The 18,225-nt window shown below is 59.3% G+C and carries 18 protein-coding genes and 1 tRNA gene; 8 read left to right on the top strand and 11 right to left on the bottom strand.

Annotated features, from left to right (window positions below; genetic code table 11):
* Positions 1 to 186: 186 nt before the first annotated feature.
* The gene (locus tag BAR1_RS04635) at positions 187 to 651 is read right to left on the bottom strand and encodes a nucleoside deaminase (RefSeq protein WP_228408735.1); all 465 of its coding nucleotides are present in this window, start codon (positions 649 to 651) and stop codon (positions 187 to 189) included.
* Positions 652 to 726: 75 nt separating this feature from the next.
* Here BAR1_RS04635 and BAR1_RS04630 point away from each other — a divergent pair, with 75 nt between their 5' ends.
* The 7 genes from BAR1_RS04630 (at position 727) to BAR1_RS04600 (ending at position 7,913) form a co-directional block, all read left to right on the top strand.
* Positions 727 to 1,506 (top strand): pseudouridine synthase, encoded by a 780-nt coding sequence (locus BAR1_RS04630; protein WP_118941941.1) that lies wholly within the window; start codon positions 727 to 729, stop codon positions 1,504 to 1,506.
* 78 nt (positions 1,507 to 1,584) lie between these two features.
* On the top strand, positions 1,585 to 2,403 hold the full coding sequence (locus BAR1_RS04625; protein WP_118941940.1) for a TerC family protein: 819 nt from the start codon (positions 1,585 to 1,587) through the stop codon (positions 2,401 to 2,403).
* 157 nt (positions 2,404 to 2,560) lie between these two features.
* On the top strand, positions 2,561 to 3,454 hold the full coding sequence (locus tag BAR1_RS04620; RefSeq protein ID WP_118941939.1) for a 5-bromo-4-chloroindolyl phosphate hydrolysis family protein: 894 nt from the start codon (positions 2,561 to 2,563) through the stop codon (positions 3,452 to 3,454).
* A 14-nt stretch (positions 3,455 to 3,468) separates the two neighbouring features.
* Positions 3,469 to 4,665 carry a toxic anion resistance protein gene (locus tag BAR1_RS04615; protein WP_118941938.1) on the top strand — a complete coding sequence of 399 codons (1,197 nt, stop codon included), beginning with the start codon at positions 3,469 to 3,471 and terminating at the stop codon, positions 4,663 to 4,665.
* Between the two features lie 17 nt (positions 4,666 to 4,682).
* Complete coding sequence (locus tag BAR1_RS04610) at positions 4,683 to 5,636, top strand: DUF2927 domain-containing protein (protein ID WP_118941937.1); 954 nt, start codon at positions 4,683 to 4,685, stop codon at positions 5,634 to 5,636.
* A 25-nt stretch (positions 5,637 to 5,661) separates the two neighbouring features.
* Positions 5,662 to 6,786 (top strand): SPFH domain-containing protein, encoded by a 1,125-nt coding sequence (locus tag BAR1_RS04605; RefSeq protein ID WP_118941936.1) that lies wholly within the window; start codon positions 5,662 to 5,664, stop codon positions 6,784 to 6,786.
* A 5-nt stretch (positions 6,787 to 6,791) separates the two neighbouring features.
* On the top strand, positions 6,792 to 7,913 hold the full coding sequence (locus BAR1_RS04600) for a primosomal protein N' (replication factor Y) - superfamily II helicase (RefSeq protein WP_118941935.1): 1,122 nt from the start codon (positions 6,792 to 6,794) through the stop codon (positions 7,911 to 7,913).
* A gap of 30 nt (positions 7,914 to 7,943) precedes the next feature.
* On the opposite strand, the gene BAR1_RS04595 is transcribed toward BAR1_RS04600, so the two are convergent.
* From BAR1_RS04595 to BAR1_RS17900, 7 genes are all read right to left on the bottom strand, one after another.
* Positions 7,944 to 8,363 carry an Hsp20/alpha crystallin family protein gene (locus tag BAR1_RS04595; protein WP_118941934.1) on the bottom strand — a complete coding sequence of 140 codons (420 nt, stop codon included), beginning with the start codon at positions 8,361 to 8,363 and terminating at the stop codon, positions 7,944 to 7,946.
* A 92-nt stretch (positions 8,364 to 8,455) separates the two neighbouring features.
* Entirely contained in the window at positions 8,456 to 8,920 is a 465-nt protein-coding gene (locus BAR1_RS04590) for an arsenate-mycothiol transferase ArsC (protein ID WP_118941933.1), read from the bottom strand.
* Complete coding sequence (locus BAR1_RS04585; RefSeq protein WP_118941932.1) at positions 8,920 to 9,405, bottom strand: UPF0262 family protein; 486 nt, start codon at positions 9,403 to 9,405, stop codon at positions 8,920 to 8,922. The genes BAR1_RS04590 and BAR1_RS04585 overlap by 1 nt, the downstream gene beginning before the upstream one ends.
* Positions 9,402 to 10,706, bottom strand: a complete 1,305-nt coding sequence (gene hisD / locus BAR1_RS04580; RefSeq protein ID WP_118941931.1) for a histidinol dehydrogenase — start codon at positions 10,704 to 10,706, stop codon at positions 9,402 to 9,404. The genes BAR1_RS04585 and hisD overlap by 4 nt, the downstream gene beginning before the upstream one ends.
* 4 nt (positions 10,707 to 10,710) lie before the next feature.
* Positions 10,711 to 11,190: a DUF2948 family protein gene (locus BAR1_RS04575; RefSeq protein ID WP_118941930.1), complete on the bottom strand. Its 480-nt coding sequence runs from the start codon at positions 11,188 to 11,190 to the stop codon at positions 10,711 to 10,713.
* Entirely contained in the window at positions 11,183 to 12,454 is a 1,272-nt protein-coding gene (murA, locus tag BAR1_RS04570; protein ID WP_118941929.1) for a UDP-N-acetylglucosamine 1-carboxyvinyltransferase, read from the bottom strand. The genes BAR1_RS04575 and murA overlap by 8 nt, the downstream gene beginning before the upstream one ends.
* 10 nt (positions 12,455 to 12,464) lie before the next feature.
* Positions 12,465 to 12,617 carry a hypothetical protein gene (locus BAR1_RS17900; protein WP_162891671.1) on the bottom strand — a complete coding sequence of 51 codons (153 nt, stop codon included), beginning with the start codon at positions 12,615 to 12,617 and terminating at the stop codon, positions 12,465 to 12,467.
* Between the two features lie 88 nt (positions 12,618 to 12,705).
* On the opposite strand from BAR1_RS17900, the gene BAR1_RS04565 reads away from it, so the two are divergent.
* Positions 12,706 to 12,780 (top strand) — tRNA-Thr (locus BAR1_RS04565).
* A gap of 224 nt (positions 12,781 to 13,004) precedes the next feature.
* Here the strand turns inward: BAR1_RS04565 and BAR1_RS04560 are convergent.
* From BAR1_RS04560 to BAR1_RS04550, 3 genes are read right to left on the bottom strand one after another with little or no spacing between them, the layout of a single operon-like run.
* Complete coding sequence (locus BAR1_RS04560) at positions 13,005 to 16,118, bottom strand: efflux RND transporter permease subunit (protein WP_118941928.1); 3,114 nt, start codon at positions 16,116 to 16,118, stop codon at positions 13,005 to 13,007.
* On the bottom strand, positions 16,115 to 17,473 hold the full coding sequence (locus BAR1_RS04555; protein WP_118941927.1) for an efflux RND transporter periplasmic adaptor subunit: 1,359 nt from the start codon (positions 17,471 to 17,473) through the stop codon (positions 16,115 to 16,117). Before BAR1_RS04555 ends, BAR1_RS04560 begins: the two co-directional genes overlap by 4 nt.
* On the bottom strand, positions 17,470 to 18,078 hold the full coding sequence (locus BAR1_RS04550; protein ID WP_118941926.1) for a TetR/AcrR family transcriptional regulator: 609 nt from the start codon (positions 18,076 to 18,078) through the stop codon (positions 17,470 to 17,472). The genes BAR1_RS04555 and BAR1_RS04550 overlap by 4 nt, the downstream gene beginning before the upstream one ends.
* Positions 18,079 to 18,225: the final 147 nt, after the last annotated feature.

The following is an 18,225-nucleotide window of genomic DNA, read 5'->3' as shown; positions in this document are numbered from 1 at the left end:
GTCTCCGGATAAATGCTGTCTGGAATAGGCTTTAGCGTTGTGGGGCGGGGGCTGCAAGGCTGTGCGCCATTTCGACGGCGGTTTTTATGGCGATGCCGGAGCCTCCGGCGGAGGTATTTCGGGCAAGAAGAAGATTAGGGCGTAGACCTGTAAACCCTGCACCGCTGACGGGATTGTCGCGAAATATCAACTAGTTGGGTTGCGGCGGGACTGGAAGAAATCCTTGAGCAGGGTTTCGGATTCAGCAGCGGCGATGCCATCGTAGATTTCGGGCACATGGTGGGCCTGCGGGTGGGTGAAGATGCGCGGGCCATGATTGACGCCGCCGGATTTGGGATCGGAGGCGCCGAAATACAGCCGGCGGATGCGGGCGGCGGAAATGGCCATGGCGCACATCGGGCAGGGTTCCAGCGTGACATAGAGGTCATAGCCGGTCAGCCGTTCGGACCCGAGGGCCGTGCAGGCGGCACGGATGGCGAGGATTTCGGCGTGTGCCGTCGGATCAACCAATTCGCGGGTGCGGTTGCCGGTTCGGGTGACGATTTCACCATTTGGCGCAATGATCACCGCGCCGACGGGGACTTCGCCACGTGCGGCGGCGGCTTTGGCCTGTTGCAAGGCGGCGTCCATATGGCTGGTAAATTCGCTCATGTCCTATGGTTTGCCCTGTGGCAGGGGTTTTGCCAAGCCGCTTTTCATTTTCCGGCATGCGGGTTAAGGCAGGGCATGGAAAACGAAACACCCAAAGGCGAGCGGATCGCCAAAGTCATGGCCCGTGCGGGCCTTGCATCGCGGCGCGAGGCCGAGCGGATGATCGCCGCCGGTCGCGTCACTGTTAATGGCAAGCGGATCGACAGCCCTGCCCTGAACGTCACCCCTGCGGATAAAATCGTGGTGGATGGCAAGGACGTGGGCGAACCCGAAGCGCCGCGCCTGTGGCTCTATCACAAGCCGATCGGACTGGTCACCACCGAGCGTGACGAAAAGGGCCGCGATACGGTGTTTGCGTCCCTGCCCGCAGAATTGCCACGGGTGGTCAGTGTGGGCCGTCTGGATATCAATTCCGAAGGCTTGCTGTTGTTGACCAATGATGGCGGGATCAAGCGCAGGCTGGAGCTACCCAGCACCGGCTGGCTGCGCCGGTACCGGGCGCGGGTGAACGGCCGGCCAAGTGACAAGATGCTTGAGCCGCTGCGCAAGGGTGTGACCAGCGAAGGCGAGCGGTTCCAGCCGATGGATGTTTCGCTGGACCGGCAACAGGGCGCGAATGCCTGGCTGACGGTGGCCCTGCGCGAAGGCAAGAACCGCGAGATCCGGCGCGCACTGGACGAGGTCGGGTTGAAGGTGAACCGCCTGATCCGCGTCAGTTACGGCCCGTTTCAACTGGGTGAGTTAAAGGCGGGCGAGGTCGAGGAAATCAAACCCCGCGTGCTGCGTGACCAGTTGGGGCTGGGCAAGGGCATCAGCCAGAAACCCAAGCCGAAACCAAAACGGCGGCGTAAATAGCGCCAAAACAGTTTTCAAAGCCGTTTACGGGCGGTATGACATTGTAACAGTAGCATTTTGTGACAGGAGCCTGATCATATGGCCGATCTATTAACCTTAGAAAACCTTGGCAACCTGATGGTGCTGATTTTCCTGCAAGCGGTGCTGGGGTTTGACAACCTGCTGTATATCAGCATCGAGAGCAAACGCGCGCCGGCGGACAAACAGAAATCGGTGCGCTTCTGGGGCATTATCATCGCCGTTGCGCTGCGGGTTGTGCTGCTGTTTGTGATGCTGCAACTGATCACCGCCCTGTCCGAGCCGTTTTACATATTTAACCTCCCCGGTATCATCGAGGGCGGCGTCAACTTTGCCACCATGGTGTTCGTCGTGGGGGGCGTGTTCATCATGTATACGGCGTTCAAGGAAATCACCCATATGTTGACGGTCGAGGAACTGGGCACCGGCATGGGCAACAAAAACGCCAAATCGGCCACGCAGGTGGTGATGCTGATCGTGTTCATGAACCTGATCTTCAGCTTTGATTCCGTTTTGTCGGCCCTGGCCATCACCAAGGTTTTCGCAGTGCTGGCCACCGCCATTATCATTTCCGGCATCGCCATGCTGGCACTGGCCGATACCGTTGCCGTATTTCTGGAAAAGAACCGCATGTACGAGGTTCTGGGCCTGTTCATCCTGCTGATCGTCGGGGTTGTCCTGCTGGGCGAATCCGGTCCGGCCGCCGCCCACGCCATGCATGATGACGCCCTGCAGATCAAACTGTTCGGCCATGCCTTGATCCCGATGTCGAAATCCACCTTCTATTTCTCGATCGTGGTGCTGGTTGTGGTCGAGGTGATCCAGTCAGGCTATGCCCGCAAGCTGGAAGTGGAACGTAAAACGGGGACAGACCACTGATCTATTGGCGCAATCTTTCCCCCTTGGACATTTGCCGGTGCTGTGATCTAGTATCCGCAATCGGGAGAGGAATATGACTGCAACAGGTCTGCAAAAACTGGCCTTTGTGCTGCTGATCGTGCTGATCTTTTATGTATCAGCCTTTGGAGGGGCATAGATGGCCAAACGTTTCAAGGGTGAATTCAGTCCGGATGGCAGCATAGAACGCGGAAAATCGCCGGTGCAGATCTCGGCCAGCCGCCGTGCGATGTGGCGGGCGAATGTGTTGTTTTTTGTACCGCTGCCTTTGGCGTTTCGTGCTTTTTTCAAAGACCCCGAGGGGCTGGCGCTGAACCTGCTGGCCTTTGGCGTGTTGGTATTGGCCGCGTGGTTAACCCGCGACGGTGTTCGCGCGCAAGTGGCCTATGAGGAACGCCGCGTGGCCCGACGCCCCGCCATCCCGCGCAAGATTTTTGGCAGTGTGCTGACCGGTATTGGCCTGTTCATCGCCGGATATGCCAGCGGTGGCGTTTTCAGTGCGCTGATCTTTGGCCTGTTGGGCGTGGTGTTGCATGGTCTGGCCTTTGGTCCCGACCCGATGACGGACAAAGGGATGGAGGGCATCGACGGTTTCCAGACCGAACGGGTGGCCCGTGTGGTGGACAAGGCGGAAAAGCGTCTGGCGGAAATGTCGGATGCCATCCTGCGCGCCGGTGATCGCAAGATCGAGGACCGCGTGGCACAGTTCCAGACCACGGTGCGCGACATGCTGCGCACGGTCGAGGAAGACCCGCGTGACCTGACCGCCGCGCGCAAATATCTAAGCGTCTATTTGCAGGGCGCGCGCGATGCGACGGTGAAATTCGCCGATCTCTATTCCCGCACCCGCGATCCCAAGGCGCGCGAGGATTACGCCGCGCTGCTGGAGGATCTGGAAACCAATTTTGCCGCCAAAACCGAAAAACTGATGCTGGATGACCGCAGCGATCTGGACGTTGAAATCGAAGTATTGCGCGAGCGGCTGCAGCGCGAGGGCATCCGCCCAACCGGACCGGTAGGCCCGAAGGTATAAGGAGTATTGTAAAAATGACCGAAACAACCCGCCAAAAGGCCGAAAAATCGCTGGCCCTGATAGAAGAAGTCACCGCCGTTGTCCTGCCCGAACCCGTGGGCGAAATCGTTCCGCTGGAAAAGGCCGATAAACCCGTGGCTGCCGAAATCCGCAAGCGGATGGACGAAATCGACATGGACAACACCAATTCGATCATTTCTTTCGGCTCCAGCGCGCAGGACGAATTGCGTGAAATCTCGCAGGCAATGCTGGTGGATGTGCGCAACAAGGATGTTGGCCCCGCTGGTGATAGTCTGCGCAATATGGTCACCACCATTCGCGGCTTTTCGGTATCGGAACTGGACGTGCGGCGCAAACGGTCGTGGTGGGAAAAACTACTGGGGCGCACCGCACCTTTCGCCAATTTTCTGGCCCGCTTTGAAAAGGTCCAGAGCCAGCTGGACAAGGTGACAGACGATCTGTTGGGGCACGAGCACAAGCTGTTGAAAGACATCAAATCACTGGATCATCTGTATGAAAAGACGCTGAACTTTTACGATGAACTGGCGCTTTATATCGCAGCCGGCGAAGAAAAGCTGAAAGAGCTGGATGAAAAAACCATCCCCGCCAAAGCCGCCGAAGTGGACAAGGCACCTGAAAACAAACAGGTGATGAAAGCGCAGGAATTGCGCGATCTGCGCGCCGCACGGGATGATCTGGAACGCCGTGTGCATGACCTGAAACTGACCCGTCAGGTGACGATGCAGTCGCTGCCGTCAATCCGGCTGGTGCAGGAAAACGACAAATCACTGGTCGCCAAGATCAACTCGACTTTGGTCAACACCGTGCCCCTGTGGGAAACCCAGTTGGCACAGGCCGTCACCATTCAACGCTCGGCCGAAGCCGCGGGTGCGGTGCGTGATGCCAATGATCTGACCAACGAATTGCTGACCGCCAACGCCAAGAACCTGCGTCAGGCCAACAAGGTGGTGCGCGAGGAAATGGAGCGCGGCGTATTCGACATCGAGGCCGTGAAAACCGCCAACGCCGAACTGATCGCCATGATCGAGGAAAGCCTGCAAATCGCGGACGAAGGCAAGGCCAAACGCGCCGCTGCGGAAGAGGAACTGAAGCAGATGGAGGCCGAACTGAAAACGGTCCTTGCATCCGCCAAGGCCCGCGGCGACAAGGTAGGCGACACAGCTGGTGGCGCTGTGCCGGATATCAAATAAATCAGGATTGGCGGGGCATGGCAGGGTTACGCAAAACAGCGGTGGCATTGATGACGGTCGGCCTTGTCGGGCTGGCCGGATGTGTAACGCCACTGCCGGACAAAACCCCACCCCCGCCAACAATCCGCCCTGCCCCGCCCCCGCCCGAGGTCAAACCACGCTCGCAAGCCAGTCTGGAAATGGCGGCGTTCTACAGGCAGAGGCAATCCTATTTTCTGGTGAATGATTTGCTGCGGGTGGATGGCGGCGGGCCGGACACGCCGTTTTTCCAGCGCAATTTGGTGGATAATTTTATCCGTATTGCGATGTTTGGCGAATATGTCACCAAGGGCGACAAACTGATTGCCAGACCCACCGCAACCCGCCTGAACAAATGGCAGGGACCGATCCGCATGCAGGTGCAATTCGGCGAAACCGTCCCGCCGGCGCAACGCAACAAGGATCGCGCCAGCATCCGCAAATACACCAAACGCCTGTCGCGGCTGACCGGCCTGCCCATCACCCTGACCAGCCGCTCCCCCAATTTCCATGTGTTCATCGTGGACGAGGAGCAGCGCCGCGCCCTTGGCCCGACCCTGAAACAGATCGCCCCCGGGATCACCACCGTGATGCTGAATCTGGCCACGCAAATGGACCGCGAACAATTCTGCATGGTCGCCGCTTTTTCCGCTTCGGAAAACAGCCCTGTCTACTCAAAGGCCGTGGCGGTGATCCGTGCCGAACATCCCGATCTGTTGCGCCTGTCCTGCATCCACGAAGAACTGGCACAGGGGCTTGGGCTGGCCAATGACAGCCCCGCCGCGCGCCCCTCGATCTTTAATGATGACGAGGAATTCGCGCTGCTGACGCACCATGACGAATTGTTACTGCAAATGCTCTATGATGACCGCCTGCGCCCGGGTATGACTGTGGACGAGGTGCGGCCCATTGCGGAACAGATTGCGGCTGAATTAATGGGCGGGTCTTCTTGACCTGCCGTAGATGAAGGAACCTGATATGGGTATATTCGATTTTTTGACCGGCGAATTTATTGACGTCATCCATTGGGTGGACGACACCCGCGATACCATGGTCTGGCGGTTTGAACGCGAGGACCACGAGATCAAATATGGTGCCAAACTGACCGTGCGCGAAGGGCAAGCGGCGGTGTTTGTGCACGAAGGGCAACTGGCCGATGTATTCACCCCCGGCCTGTATATGCTGGAAACCAACAACATGCCGATCCTGACAACGCTTCAGCATTGGGACCACGGGTTCCAGTCGCCGTTCAAATCGGAAATCTATTTCGTCAACACCACCCGTTTTTCCAATCTGAAATGGGGCACCAAGAACCCGATCATCTGTCGCGATCCCGAATTCGGCCCCGTGCGCATCCGTGCCTATGGCACCTATACGATCAAGGTGTCCGATCCGGCCCGTTTCCTGACCGAAATCGTTGGCACGGACGGCGAATTCACCATGGATGAAATCAGCTACCAGATCCGCAACATCATCGTGCAGGAATTTTCCCGCGTGATCGCGGGCAGCGGCATTCCGGTGCTGGACATGGCCGCCAACACAGCCGATCTGGGGAAACTGGTAGCGGCACAAATCAGCGGCACACTTGAGCAATACGGCCTGTCGATGCCGGAACTCTACATCGAAAACATCTCGCTTCCGCCCGCGGTGGAAGAAGCACTGGACAAGCGCACCTCGATGGGGCTGGCCGGCGATCTGGGCAAATTCACCCAGTATTCCGCCGCCGAAGCCATGACAACCGCCGCCCGCAACCCGAACGGTGGCGGAGGTATGGGCGCGGGCCTTGGCATGGGAATGGGCATGGCGATGGCGGGCCAGATGGCCGCGCAATCCGGCCCTTGGGGTGCTGCGCCGCAACCGGCAGCGATGGCCCCTCCGCCGCCCCCGCCTCCGCCTGTCGAAAAGGTCTGGCATCTGGCCGATGGCGCCGAAACCAAAGGCCCCTATTCCCGCGCCGATCTGGGCCGGATGCTGCTGGATGGTTCGCTGTCGCGTGAAACCTATGTCTGGGCCGCAGGCCAGGACGGCTGGAAAAAAGCCGAGGATATTGACGAGTTGGCACAACTGTTCACCATCCTGCCACCCCCGCCACCGGGGGCATAAAACAAATGCCGACTGCGCCCGATCCCTATCAGGTGCCCAATGTCACGGGGGAACATCGTTTCCCCTGTGACGAATGTGGTGCCGATCTGCGTTTTGCCCCTGAAAAGGGTCTTCTGGTCTGTGATTTCTGCGGCAACGAGCAGCCAATCGAGGACGGCGGCAGCCGCCACCATCCGATCCGCGAGCTGGATTTTCGCACCGCCCTTGACGCCCGCCTGCCCGAAGCCGAGATCGAGGAAACCCGCGTGGTGCAATGCCCCAACTGCGGGGCGCGGTTCGAATTCGACCCCGCAATCCACGCGGCGGAATGTCCGTTTTGCGCCACCCCCGTGGTGGCCGACACCGGCAGCCAGAGGCAAATCAAGCCCAAGGCCGTTTTGCCCTTTGCGCTGGATGAGCGCACATCGCACAAGGCGCTGGGGGATTGGCTGGGCAGCCTGTGGTTTGCCCCGAACGGGGTGAAACAATACGCCCGCAAGGGGCGCAAACTGCAAGGCGTTTATGTGCCCTACTGGACCTATGATGCCCAGACAAAAACCCGCTATTCCGGCCAACGCGGCACGGTCTATTATGAAACCCGCACCGTGATGCGCGATGGCAAACGGGTGCAGCAACGGGTGCAGAAAATCCGCTGGCGGTCTGTTTCCGGCCGCGTGGCACGTTTCTTTGACGATGTGCTGGTGCTGGCCTCGCGCAGCCTGCCAAAACGCTATACCGATGCACTGGGGCCGTGGGACCTGTCGGAACTGGAGCCTTACCGCCCCGAATATCTGGCCGGTTTCAGGGCCGAAGGCTATACCGTGCAACTGGACGAAGGCTATGCCGAGGCCCGCGCCTATATGGATCGGGTGATTGTGCGGGATGTGAAATTCGACATTGGCGGGGATCGCCAGCGGATCAGCAGCCTTGATACCGACATCAGCAATGTGACCTTCAAACACATCCTGCTGCCGGTCTGGATGGCGGCCTATAAATACCGTGGCAAAACATTTCGTTTCGTGATCAACGGGCGCACCGGACGGGTGCAGGGCGAACGGCCCTATTCGGCGTGGAAGATCACCTTTGCGGTGATCGGTGTTGCGATTGTTGCAGGCGTCATTGGCTATCTGATCGCCACAAACCGGTAAGGGCGGCGTTTGCCGCCGCCCCTGTTGCTATCAACCTTTTGAAATGGGCACTTTGCGGGCACCGTCCGCTGAGGTATCCTTGCGTTTGGCAACTGTAATCACCAAAACGCCATCCTTCAGGTCGGCCGAAACCTTGCCTTCGTCCGCATCCGGCGGCAGGCGGAAGCTGCGGGAAAAGCTGCCATACTGGCGCTCGCTGAAATACCAGGTATCCCCTTCTTCCTCGCGACTGGTGCGCTTTTCGCCTTTGACGGTGATCACCCCGTCATGGATGCTCAGGTCGATGTCTTTTTCCTCGACCCCGGGCAGTTCCATGGCGATGCGATAGGCCGCATCGTCAGCGGATGCTTCGGAAGCCGGTGCAAACCATTCTGCCAGTTTGGTGCCGATATTGCGTAGGGGTTCATAAAGTGAAGGCCAGAACCCGCTGTTGTGTGATTTCTCGATCATAGCAGTTCTCCTTTCTTGTCTTGAACCAGATATGGGCAGTTTTTCCGCCCATCCAAGAGGGGGGAAAGGAAAAAAATCCAGCTTTTCGCCCCTTATTCCGCGTCTTCCACAGGCGGGCCGAAACGGTCCAGCAGTTTGGCCCTGATCTGGTCGCGGGTCTGGCGATAGGACATCAGCTTTGCCTCGCGCCCCTCGCCCAGACCGGTCGGGTCCAGCACCGGCCAGTATTCGACCTCGAGATGGTAAAACCGCGTCAGATCCAGCGCGCGGCGCTGGCTGGCGGGCGACAGGCAGACCACCAGATCATAGCCCGACAGATCATCGCCCCATTCCTGCATATCGTCAAAGGAACGCGAGCGGTGGCGCGACAGTTCGACCCCGATTTCCTGACAAACCGCAATGGCAAAACCGTCGATCTCAAGATCGCTTTTCACACCGGCCGACTGCACATAGATTTCCTGCCCGTACATCTGTTTCATCATCCCCTCGGCCATTGGCGAGCGCACCGCGTTATGGTCGCAGCAAAACAGCACAGAAGAAGGAAGATCGCCCGCCATCACTGCCCGCCGAAATGCAGGACACAGATCAGGGTAAACAGGCGGCGCGCGGTGTCGATATCGACAATCGCCTTGCCGTCCAGCCGTTCCTGCAACACCCGCCCACCTTCGTCATGGATACCGCGCCGGGCCATGTCGATGGTCTCGATCTGGCTGGGGGGCAGCTTTTTCACCGCGTCGAAATAGCTTTCGCAGATCATGAAGTAATCCTTCACCACCTGCCGGAACGGTCCCAGCGACAGGTGGAATTCCCCTGCTTTCTGCGCATCCTCGGTGGTGACATCCATCACCAGCCGCCGCTCGCGAATGGCCAGGGTCAGCCGGTAAGGCCCCTCTGGCGGCACCTTGTCGCCGCGGGCCGGCAGGGCAAAGCTGTTTTCCTCAAGCAGATCGAACACCGCCACCTTGCGTTCCTGCTCGATTTCGGGCGTGGGCGCAGGCAGGCCGGAATCGTCGATCTCGATATGGCTGATGCGGTTGGTCATGTCTCGTTCAATCTGTCCAGTCGCGCCCGTACCGACAATCCATGCGCCTCGAGGCTTTCGGAAATCGCCAACCGTTCGGCGGCGGGGCCGATGGCGGCCAGTGCCTGCGGGGTCATTTTTGATAGCGTGGTGCGTTTGACGAAATCCATCACTGATAGGCCCGAGGAGAACCGCGCCGAACGGGCGGTGGGCAGAACGTGGTTTGGCCCGCCAACGTAATCGCCGATCGCTTCGGGGGTCCAGGCGCCGATGAAAATCGCGCCGGCGTGTTTCACCTGCACAGCCATCGCGTCGGCATCCGCCACGCAGAGTTCCAGATGCTCGGGCGCGATCCGGTCGGACAGGACCACGGCCTCGGCCATGTCCTGCACCACGATCACCGCACCGAAATCACGCCAGCTTTTGCCTGCGATCTGGCGGCGTTCCAGCGTTTCAAGCCGCTTTTCAACCGCCGCCGTCACCGCCTGCCCGAAATCGGCGTTATCAGTGATCAGAATGGATTGCGCGCTTTCGTCATGTTCGGCTTGTGACAGCAAATCCACCGCGATCCAGTCCGGTTCGTTGTTGCGGTCCGCGATCACCAGAATTTCGCTGGGACCGGCGATCATATCAATCCCGACCTTGCCGAATACCCGCCGTTTTGCAGCGGCAACAAAGGCATTGCCCGGGCCGGTGATCTTGTCCACCGGCGCAATGGTTTCGGTGCCATAGGCCAGCGCGGCAATCGCCTGCGCCCCGCCGATGCGATAAATTTCGTCCACCCCCGCAATCCGCGCGGCCAGCAGCACCAGCGGGTTGCAGATGCCATCGGGCGTGGGCACGGCAATGGCCAGCCGTTCGACCCCTGCCACCTTGGCCGGTATCGCGTTCATCAGCACGCTGGACGGATAAGAGGCCAGCCCGCCGGGCACATACAGCCCCGCCGCCGAAACCGGCCCCCAGCGCCAGCCCAGTGTCGCGCCGGTGTCGTCCTGCCAACTGGCGTCTTCGGGCATCTGGCGGGCGTGATAGGCGCGGATGCGTTCCGCCGCCAGTTCCAGCGCCGCGCGGTCCTCTGCGGAAACTTTGGCGCATTCCGTCTCGATTTCTTCGGGCGTAAAGGCAAGCGTCTGCGGCGTCAGCTCCAGCCGGTCGAATTTCGCGGTCAGCTCGATCACCGCCGCATCGCCACGGGCGCGCACGTCGGCGATGATGTCGGCCACAACGGCGTCCACATCCGGCGAATCCTCGCGTTTGGTGGTCAGGAAGGCGGCAAAAGCCGCCTCGAAATCGGTGTCAGTGGTGTTCAGGAAAATCGGCATTGGCCTACTCCGGGTGTTTCGGAACATGTCTGGAAGGGGCGATATAGGGGCGTGTCACATCTTTTAGGGCGACATCCAGACACTCGACATCCAGCGCAATGGCGCCGTCACCGGCAAAGGTCAGGATCACGCGACCCGCGCCATCCTCGCCGGCCTCGAAATCAATCGACAACAGCGACAGGATCAGATCCTTGTCACCACGTTCAACCCCTTGGGATTGCACCTTCAAAACATCACTGACCACAAGCACCGCCTGCACCCGCTCGTAGGGGCGCTTGCGGGCCTCGGCCTTTGGCAAATCCTCCCAACGGAACCGGTTCAGCAGAATGGCAAAGCGGCGCTGCGCCCTGTCCCACGTCATTTCGCTGGCTGGAAACACGGCGTCCTGCGCCAATGCGGCAATCACGGCCAGATCATCTGTGTCCTCGGCCCGCAGGCGCAGGGGTTTTTCGCCGCCGTCTTCGAATTTCGCGTCTTCAGCCATTGTTTTTGATCCGTTCTATTTTGGCGCCAATCCCCTGGAATTTACGCACCACATGCTCATATCCGCGGTCCAGATGGTAAACGCGGCTGACAACAGTTTCCCCTTCGGCAGCCAGCCCCGCCAGTATCAGCGAAACCGAGGCCCGCAGATCGGTCGCCATCACCTGTGCGCCCTTCAGTCGCTCAACCCCTGTCACAGTGGCATGGCCGCCCTGCACATCAATCTGCGCGCCCATGCGCACCAGTTCCGGCGCGTGCATGAAACGGTTTTCAAAGATGGTTTCCTCCAGCACGCTGACCCCGTCCGCCGTGCAGAGCAGCGCCATCATCTGCGCTTGCAGATCGGTCGGGAAGCCGGGGAAAACCTCGGTCCTGACGTTCACGGCTTTTATCTGGCCATTGCGCCGCGCCACTTTCAGGCCCTTGTCGGTTTCGGTTACGGAAATGCCCGCCTCGTCCAGTTTCTCGCAAAAGGATGTCAGCAGATCAATCCGCCCGCCCAGCAGTTCCACCTCGCCACCGGCGATTGCAGGGGCCAGCATGTAGGTGCCCAGTTCGATCCGGTCGGGCAGCACCGGATGGGTTGCGCCGTGCAAACGGTCCACGCCCTGAATGGTGATGGTTTCGGTGCCATCGCCTTCGATCTGTGCGCCCATCGCCCGCAGGCAGGTGGCCAGATCAATGATTTCCGGCTCGCGCGCCGCGTTTTTCAGAACGGTCGTGCCCTTGGCCAATGTCGCGGCCATCAGAATGTTTTCCGTCGCCCCGACCGAAGCAAAGCGCAACTCGATCTGCGCACCCTTCAGCCCCTTGGCCGCCTTGGCATGCAGATAGCCCTCTTTCAATTCGATCTCGGCGCCCAGTGCCTCGAGCCCGTGAATGTGCAAATCCATTGGCCGTGCGCCAATCGCACAACCGCCGGGCATCGACACCACCGCATGACCATGTCGCGCCAACAATGGCCCCAGCACAAGGTTCGAGGCCCGCATCTTGCGCACGATTTCATAGTCCGCGACCGGATTATTGGCCTCGTGGCTGGACATGGCAATCACACTGCCATCGGCCAGCGCCGAAACCTCGGCCCCCAGCGATTCCAGCAGGGCGGTCATTGTCTTGATATCCGACAGGCGCGGTGCGTTGGTCAGGGTTAGCGGTTCTTCCGACAACAGGGTCGCCGGCATCAGCGTCAGACAGGCATTTTTCGCCCCCGCAATCGGGATCTGTCCGTTTAACGCCCCGCCACCTGTTACAACAATTGAATCCATGATTACTGCCCTACTCTGCCTTACTATCGGACGCGGCCGGAGCCTTGCGCCCCCGCACCTGCGCCTTGCGCCTCGCCATATTGGCCTTTAATGCCGCCTTCAGCCGTGCCTCCTTTTGGGCGCGTGCTGTGGCCTTGCTATCTTTGCTCTTTTCAGTCGTCATATCACCTTCTCTACAGCAGGGTGCAAAAAGGGTCCAGATTGCGCTTGCACCAAACTGAAAATACCCCTATTCACCCGCCAGAACCGATGCTGCCGTAGCTCAGGGGTAGAGCACTCCCTTGGTAAGGGAGAGGTCGGGAGTTCGAATCTCCCCGGCAGCACCACAGGCCTTTCGTTTGAAAGGCCAACCATCTTTAGATAAAATTGCTGGGCGGCAGCCGTTTCGCAGAAACGATAAGAGCATCCGGCGTCCGAAGTATATCTTCCCGACAGAACCAGTTTTCCACGATGAAAAAACGTCAGACAGGGTTGCCGCTCTATACCTCTTTCAAGGCAATTTTTTCCCTAATAGAGACAGGTGAAAACCGAGACAAGGCAAAAAATCAGTCTACCCCTGCTGTGCTGCCATCTTCCTTTCGCGCGCCAATGTGCTTAGGCCCATGTCGTCCAGTATGGAATAGATTGCAGGTAGAACGAACAGCACGATCAGACCGGCCGACAACAGACCAAAGGCAAGGCTTGTTACCAGCGGGATCAGAATTTGCGCTTGCAGGCTGGTTTCCAGCAGGATCGGCAGCAATCCGACAATGGTTGTGATCGAGGTCAGAAAGATCGCCCTGAACCGCGCCCGTGCCGCAAGTGATGCTGCATGTGCAACCGTCAGGGCCTCGCCGTGTTCGTGTTTGACGAAATCCACCAGCAGGATCGAGTTGTTCACCACAACCCCTGCCAGTGCCACAAAGCCCAGCATACTGGGCATCGAGAAATTCAGCCCCATGATCATATGGCCAAAGATCGACCCGGCCAGCGACAGCGGAATGATCAGCATCACCACCAGCGGTTCGACATAGGATCGAAACAGGAAACTGAGCAACAGGAACACCCCGACTAGACCGACAAGAAACCCTTTGACCATTGATTTCTGGGTCTTTTCGGCCTCGGCCCGCTGGCCTTCAACATCCAGCGATACGCTGGGATAGCGTTGCAGCAAATCGGGGATGAACCGTTTCAGGGTGTCACTGACGATGGCGCTGGAATTGGCGATGCGGGTGTCGATGGTGCCTTGAACAGTGACCGCGCGCACACCGTCTTCGTGGTTGATCCGGCTATAGCCCTGATCGACCTCGATATCCGCGACCACGTTAAGGGGCACATAGGTGCCATCCGCGCGGGTGATGACGAAATCGTCAAATTCGGTATAGCTGCGGCGGTCCTCTTCCGACAGGATGGCCGTGACCTCGAGCGATTGGCCGTTCACCTGCATTTCGCTGACCGTGGTGCCAAAATAGGCGGCGCGCAACTGGTCGGCAATCAGGGCGGCGGTGATACCCATCGGCGCGGCCTGATCGTTCAGGTGGATGCGCAACTCGCGTTTGCCCGGCCGCAGGTCGTCCAGCACGGATGTGACGCCCTTGTAGGTCCAGACCCAGTCCTGCAATTCGATCGCGGCATTTTTGAGATCAACCAGATTGTCACCCTTCAGGCGCAGGTCAATGGCGATACCGGCGGGGCCGATGGTGGCTTCGGCGTATTTCAGGCTGATCACATCCGGCAGATCGCCGACAATTCCGCGCCAGTGGGCCATGATGTCGTCCGGGCGGCTGATACGCTCGGCCGAGGGCAACAAATCAACGCTGACAGTGGCCACATGGGCGCCGGTTTCAAAAGAATCGCGGTTTTCACCGAAGAACACCGAAACATGGCGGATCAATTCGGCCCCGTCCGGTTGCATCGGCGACATATCCCGGTTGGTCTGCTCGATCCCCTTGACCAGCGTTTCGACCACCGCTTCGGTGCGGGCCAGCGGGGTGCCCTGCGGCAACAGAACCCGCGCCACGATGGTATCGCCGTCCAGTTCGGGAAAGGCGGTAAACTTCAGATAGCCGCCGGTCAGCATCCCGACTGCGGCCAGCAACACCGCAAAGGCCAATCCCGCCGTGACATAGCGCCAGCGGATAGTCAGATCGACCAGCGGCCCGACCAGATTTTCGCGGGTGTAATTCATCGCCTTTTCCACACGCGCCCGCACGCCGCCGGGTTTGTGCTGCATTTCCAGCGTATGGATCAGGTGGTGCGGCAGGATCAGGAAGGCCTCGATCAGTGAAATCATCAGCACGAACAGCATCACCACCGGCACCACACGCAGCACCGCCCCCAGATCACCGGACAGGAACGCCAGCGAGCCAAAGATCATCGCGGTGGTGGCAAAGGACGCCAGCACGTTCAGGAACACCTGTTGCGCGCCTTTGACGGCGGCTTCCAGCGGCTCGAGCCCCTTTTCGCGCAGGCGGGCGATGTTTTCGGAAATGACGATAGCGTCATCCATCAGCAGGCCGATCACGATCAACAGGCCCAGCGTGGTCATCAGGTTCAGGGAATAGCCGACAAACCACATGATGGCGATGCCGCCCATGAAGGATACCGGCAGCCCCATCGCCACCCAGAAGGAAAAGCGGAAACCGAAGAACAGCCACAGCACCAGAAACACCAGCCCCAGCCCCTGCAACCCGTTGACGATCACCAGCATCAACCGGTCGCGCACAACCGAGGCCGCATCGGCGGTGATTTCCAACACCACGCCCGGGGGCGCGGCCTGACGTTCGGCGTCCAGGAATTTGGCCACCTCGTCGATTACTTCAAGGGTATCTTCGGCGCGGGTTTTGTTGATGTCCAGCACCGCAGCCAGTTCGCCATCAAACAGAATACGGTCGTCAGCCAGTGCAAAGCGTTCGCTGATTTCGGCCACCTCACCCAACCGCACCTGCCCGCCATTGGCGGCAGAGCGGATGATCAGATTGGACAGGCTTTCGACATCGCGGCGTTCCTCGGTGACGCGCACCAGCAGGGTTTCGTCATCGGCTTCCAGTGTGCCCGAAGGCAGGTCAAGCGATCCGCCCTGAATGGTGCGGGCCACATCGGCAACGGAAAACCCGTATTTCTGCAAGGCCACCGTATCCAGCCCGACCCGCAATTCGCGGGTGGAAAACCCCTTGACTGTGACAATCGGAATGCCGCCCCAGCGCAGCATACGGGTGCGCACATCCTCGGCGTAATCCTTCAGGTCAACGCGGGATTTGGGGCCGGTGATTGAAACCGAAGCGACAAAATCGGTCAGGCCAAGGGCGCGCGTGCGCACATCCTCGGCACGGTCGGGAAAATCGGAGATGGCTTCGACTTCGGATTTCACGTCGGCCACGAAGGTCTGGAAATCGCCCCCTTCCAGCATCCGCACCTCGGCGCGGGCCAGCCCTTCGCGGGCCTCGCAGGAATGGCGGTCAATGCCGGTGACAGCGTCCAGTGCATTTTCGATCCGCTCGCAGATCGCGGTTTCCACATCTTCGGGGCGCGCGCCGGGATAGGGCACGGTGACCTCGACGCGGCTGGGGGCCTTGCGCGGAAAGGTTTCGCGCAGCAATTGCGGACCGACCGCCAGGCCGGACAACAGCAGCAGGATCATCAACAGGTTCGATATTGTCGGGTGGGCAGCGAAAAAACGGATCATTTTGCCGAACCCGCCTTGGCCAGTGTTTCCATCAGTGTGGTATCGGGATGCAGTGACAGCAACATGCCCTCGACCAGCGGAATTGGTGTGCTGACCACAATCTTTTCGCCATCTTCCACCCCGTCCGTGATCAGGGCGATGCCGTCCTGCACCAGATAGGGGGTGATCGGGCGCAGTTCCAGCCGGCTGTCAGCACTTGCAATCATCAACTGCCCGTTCCGCAGGGCACTGCGCGGGATGACGATGCCGTCAACCGGGCGGGCGTTCAGCGTGGCCTTGACGAACATGCCTTTGGTCAGCGGGGGGCGGCGGCCCAGTTCGGCAGTGGTATAGGCATTGTCAACGCGCACAATCATGCCGACGGTGCCGGTTTTCGGGTCGATCGTGTTGCTGATCCGGTCCAGAGAGGCGGGCCATTCCACAAGGGTATCACCCAGTTTCAGTTGAACCGTGGCCTTCAGCTCCAGACCGGACATGACTTCGGAAACCGCCGAAGGGTTAAGCGCGATAACCGGTTCATCCGAGGATTTCGGGCGAAACAGCCGCAACAAATCCGCTGCGGGCACCTGTGCCTCGATTTCGGCGGCGGCAATGCCGTCAAAACTGGCCACCGAAACACCAATGCGCACCAGTTGGCCCACCTCGACATTGACCATAGACACACGCGCCGCAAAGGGCAGACGTAATTCGGTGCGGGCCAAATTCAGTTCTGCCGTGGCCAGCGTGGCCCTGTAAACGGCAATCTGTTCGGTTTGGACCAGTTTCTGGGTGGGCAGCAAGGCGACCGAGCTTTGCAGGTTTTGCAGTTTTTGCTGCTGCGCAAGATAGGCTGCCTTGGCGTTGTCCCGCGCGGATTGCGAGGCGGTTCCCGCCGCATAAAGCCGCTCGACCCGCTCCAGATCGCTGGCTTTCAGGGCCAGCGTATCTTCTTCGATTTTCATCGCCGCTTGCAAATTGGCCTCGGATACGGCGATTTCGGCCAGCTTGGCTTCGGCGGCGCGAATGTTGGCTTTGGCCTGGGCGATAGCCAGCGTGTAATCACTGGCCGATAGCCGCACCAACAGCGCGCCTTCGGGCAGGATATCACCCTTTTTCAGCATCGGGTTGACGTATTCGGCGGTGCCGGTCACCTGCGGGATGGCCTCGAAGGTGCGGGCGGGGGCGACCAGTCCGAAACCGGAAACCATCGGCGAAACGGCGGTTGTGGTGGCGGTAATCACCCGCACGGCTGTGGCGCGTTCGGCGATTTCCTCTTGGGCGGGGGCCGGTTTGGTGGCGATTGTGAAGGCAACAAAACCTACGCCAACAGCTACCAGTGGCAATGTCATCAGAATCAGTTTGAAACCGCTTTTCATGGGTTTTCTCCTGTCGGGGCAAAGCCTGTCAGTTGCAGATACAATAGACGCGGCCCGTCTTGCATCAGGATTGCGGGTTTGCGTGTCACCATCATTCGGAGAACCAGACTCTGAATGACGCCAAAGATCAGGGTTGCGGCATCATTTTCATCCAGATCAGCCCGAAAATGGCCAGCGTTAATGGCGTTCTTGACGTTTGATACCAGGGCCACCCGAAAGGCCACCATCGCATCCTGTATGCTATCTTGCACCACGATATGACCGTCCGTTTTGTCGCGAAGCACCATAAAATCTGGCAAGGCGGGGTTTTCCTTGACCACCCGCAAATGCCCCAGAACCAGTTTTTTCAACCGCTCCACAGGCGCAAGATCAGGGGGCGAGGATGCGGCGATATTTGCGTCAATCTGCGCCCCCAGATGCAAAGCAATCGCGGTCCAGATATCGTCTTTCTTCGGGTAATGCCGATAGATCGCGGGCTGGGTCAGGCCCAACTCTTTGGCAATCATGCCGGTTGTGACCTGTGACGGGCCGATTTTGAAGGCAAGATCCAGAGCGGTTTGTTCAATCTCGCTTTTACGATCTTCGGCAGATTTTCTGATACGCATGGGGCCTCGGAAATTTAGTTATATATCTATTACTAATGGGAACCGTGGCGTACTGCAACAGTATACTCTGTCGCATCTCTATTGGCCACTAATATTCCGACAGTCGCTGATCCCCGCGACATGCTGTAGCATTAGGGCGATAACTGT

Origin of the sequence: Profundibacter amoris, assembly GCF_003544895.1 — a bacterium.
GTDB classification, from domain to species: Bacteria; Pseudomonadota; Alphaproteobacteria; order Rhodobacterales; family Rhodobacteraceae; genus Profundibacter; species Profundibacter amoris.
The sequence above is the reverse complement of the archived record's forward strand: the minus strand, read 5'-3'. Positions and strand labels throughout refer to the sequence as shown.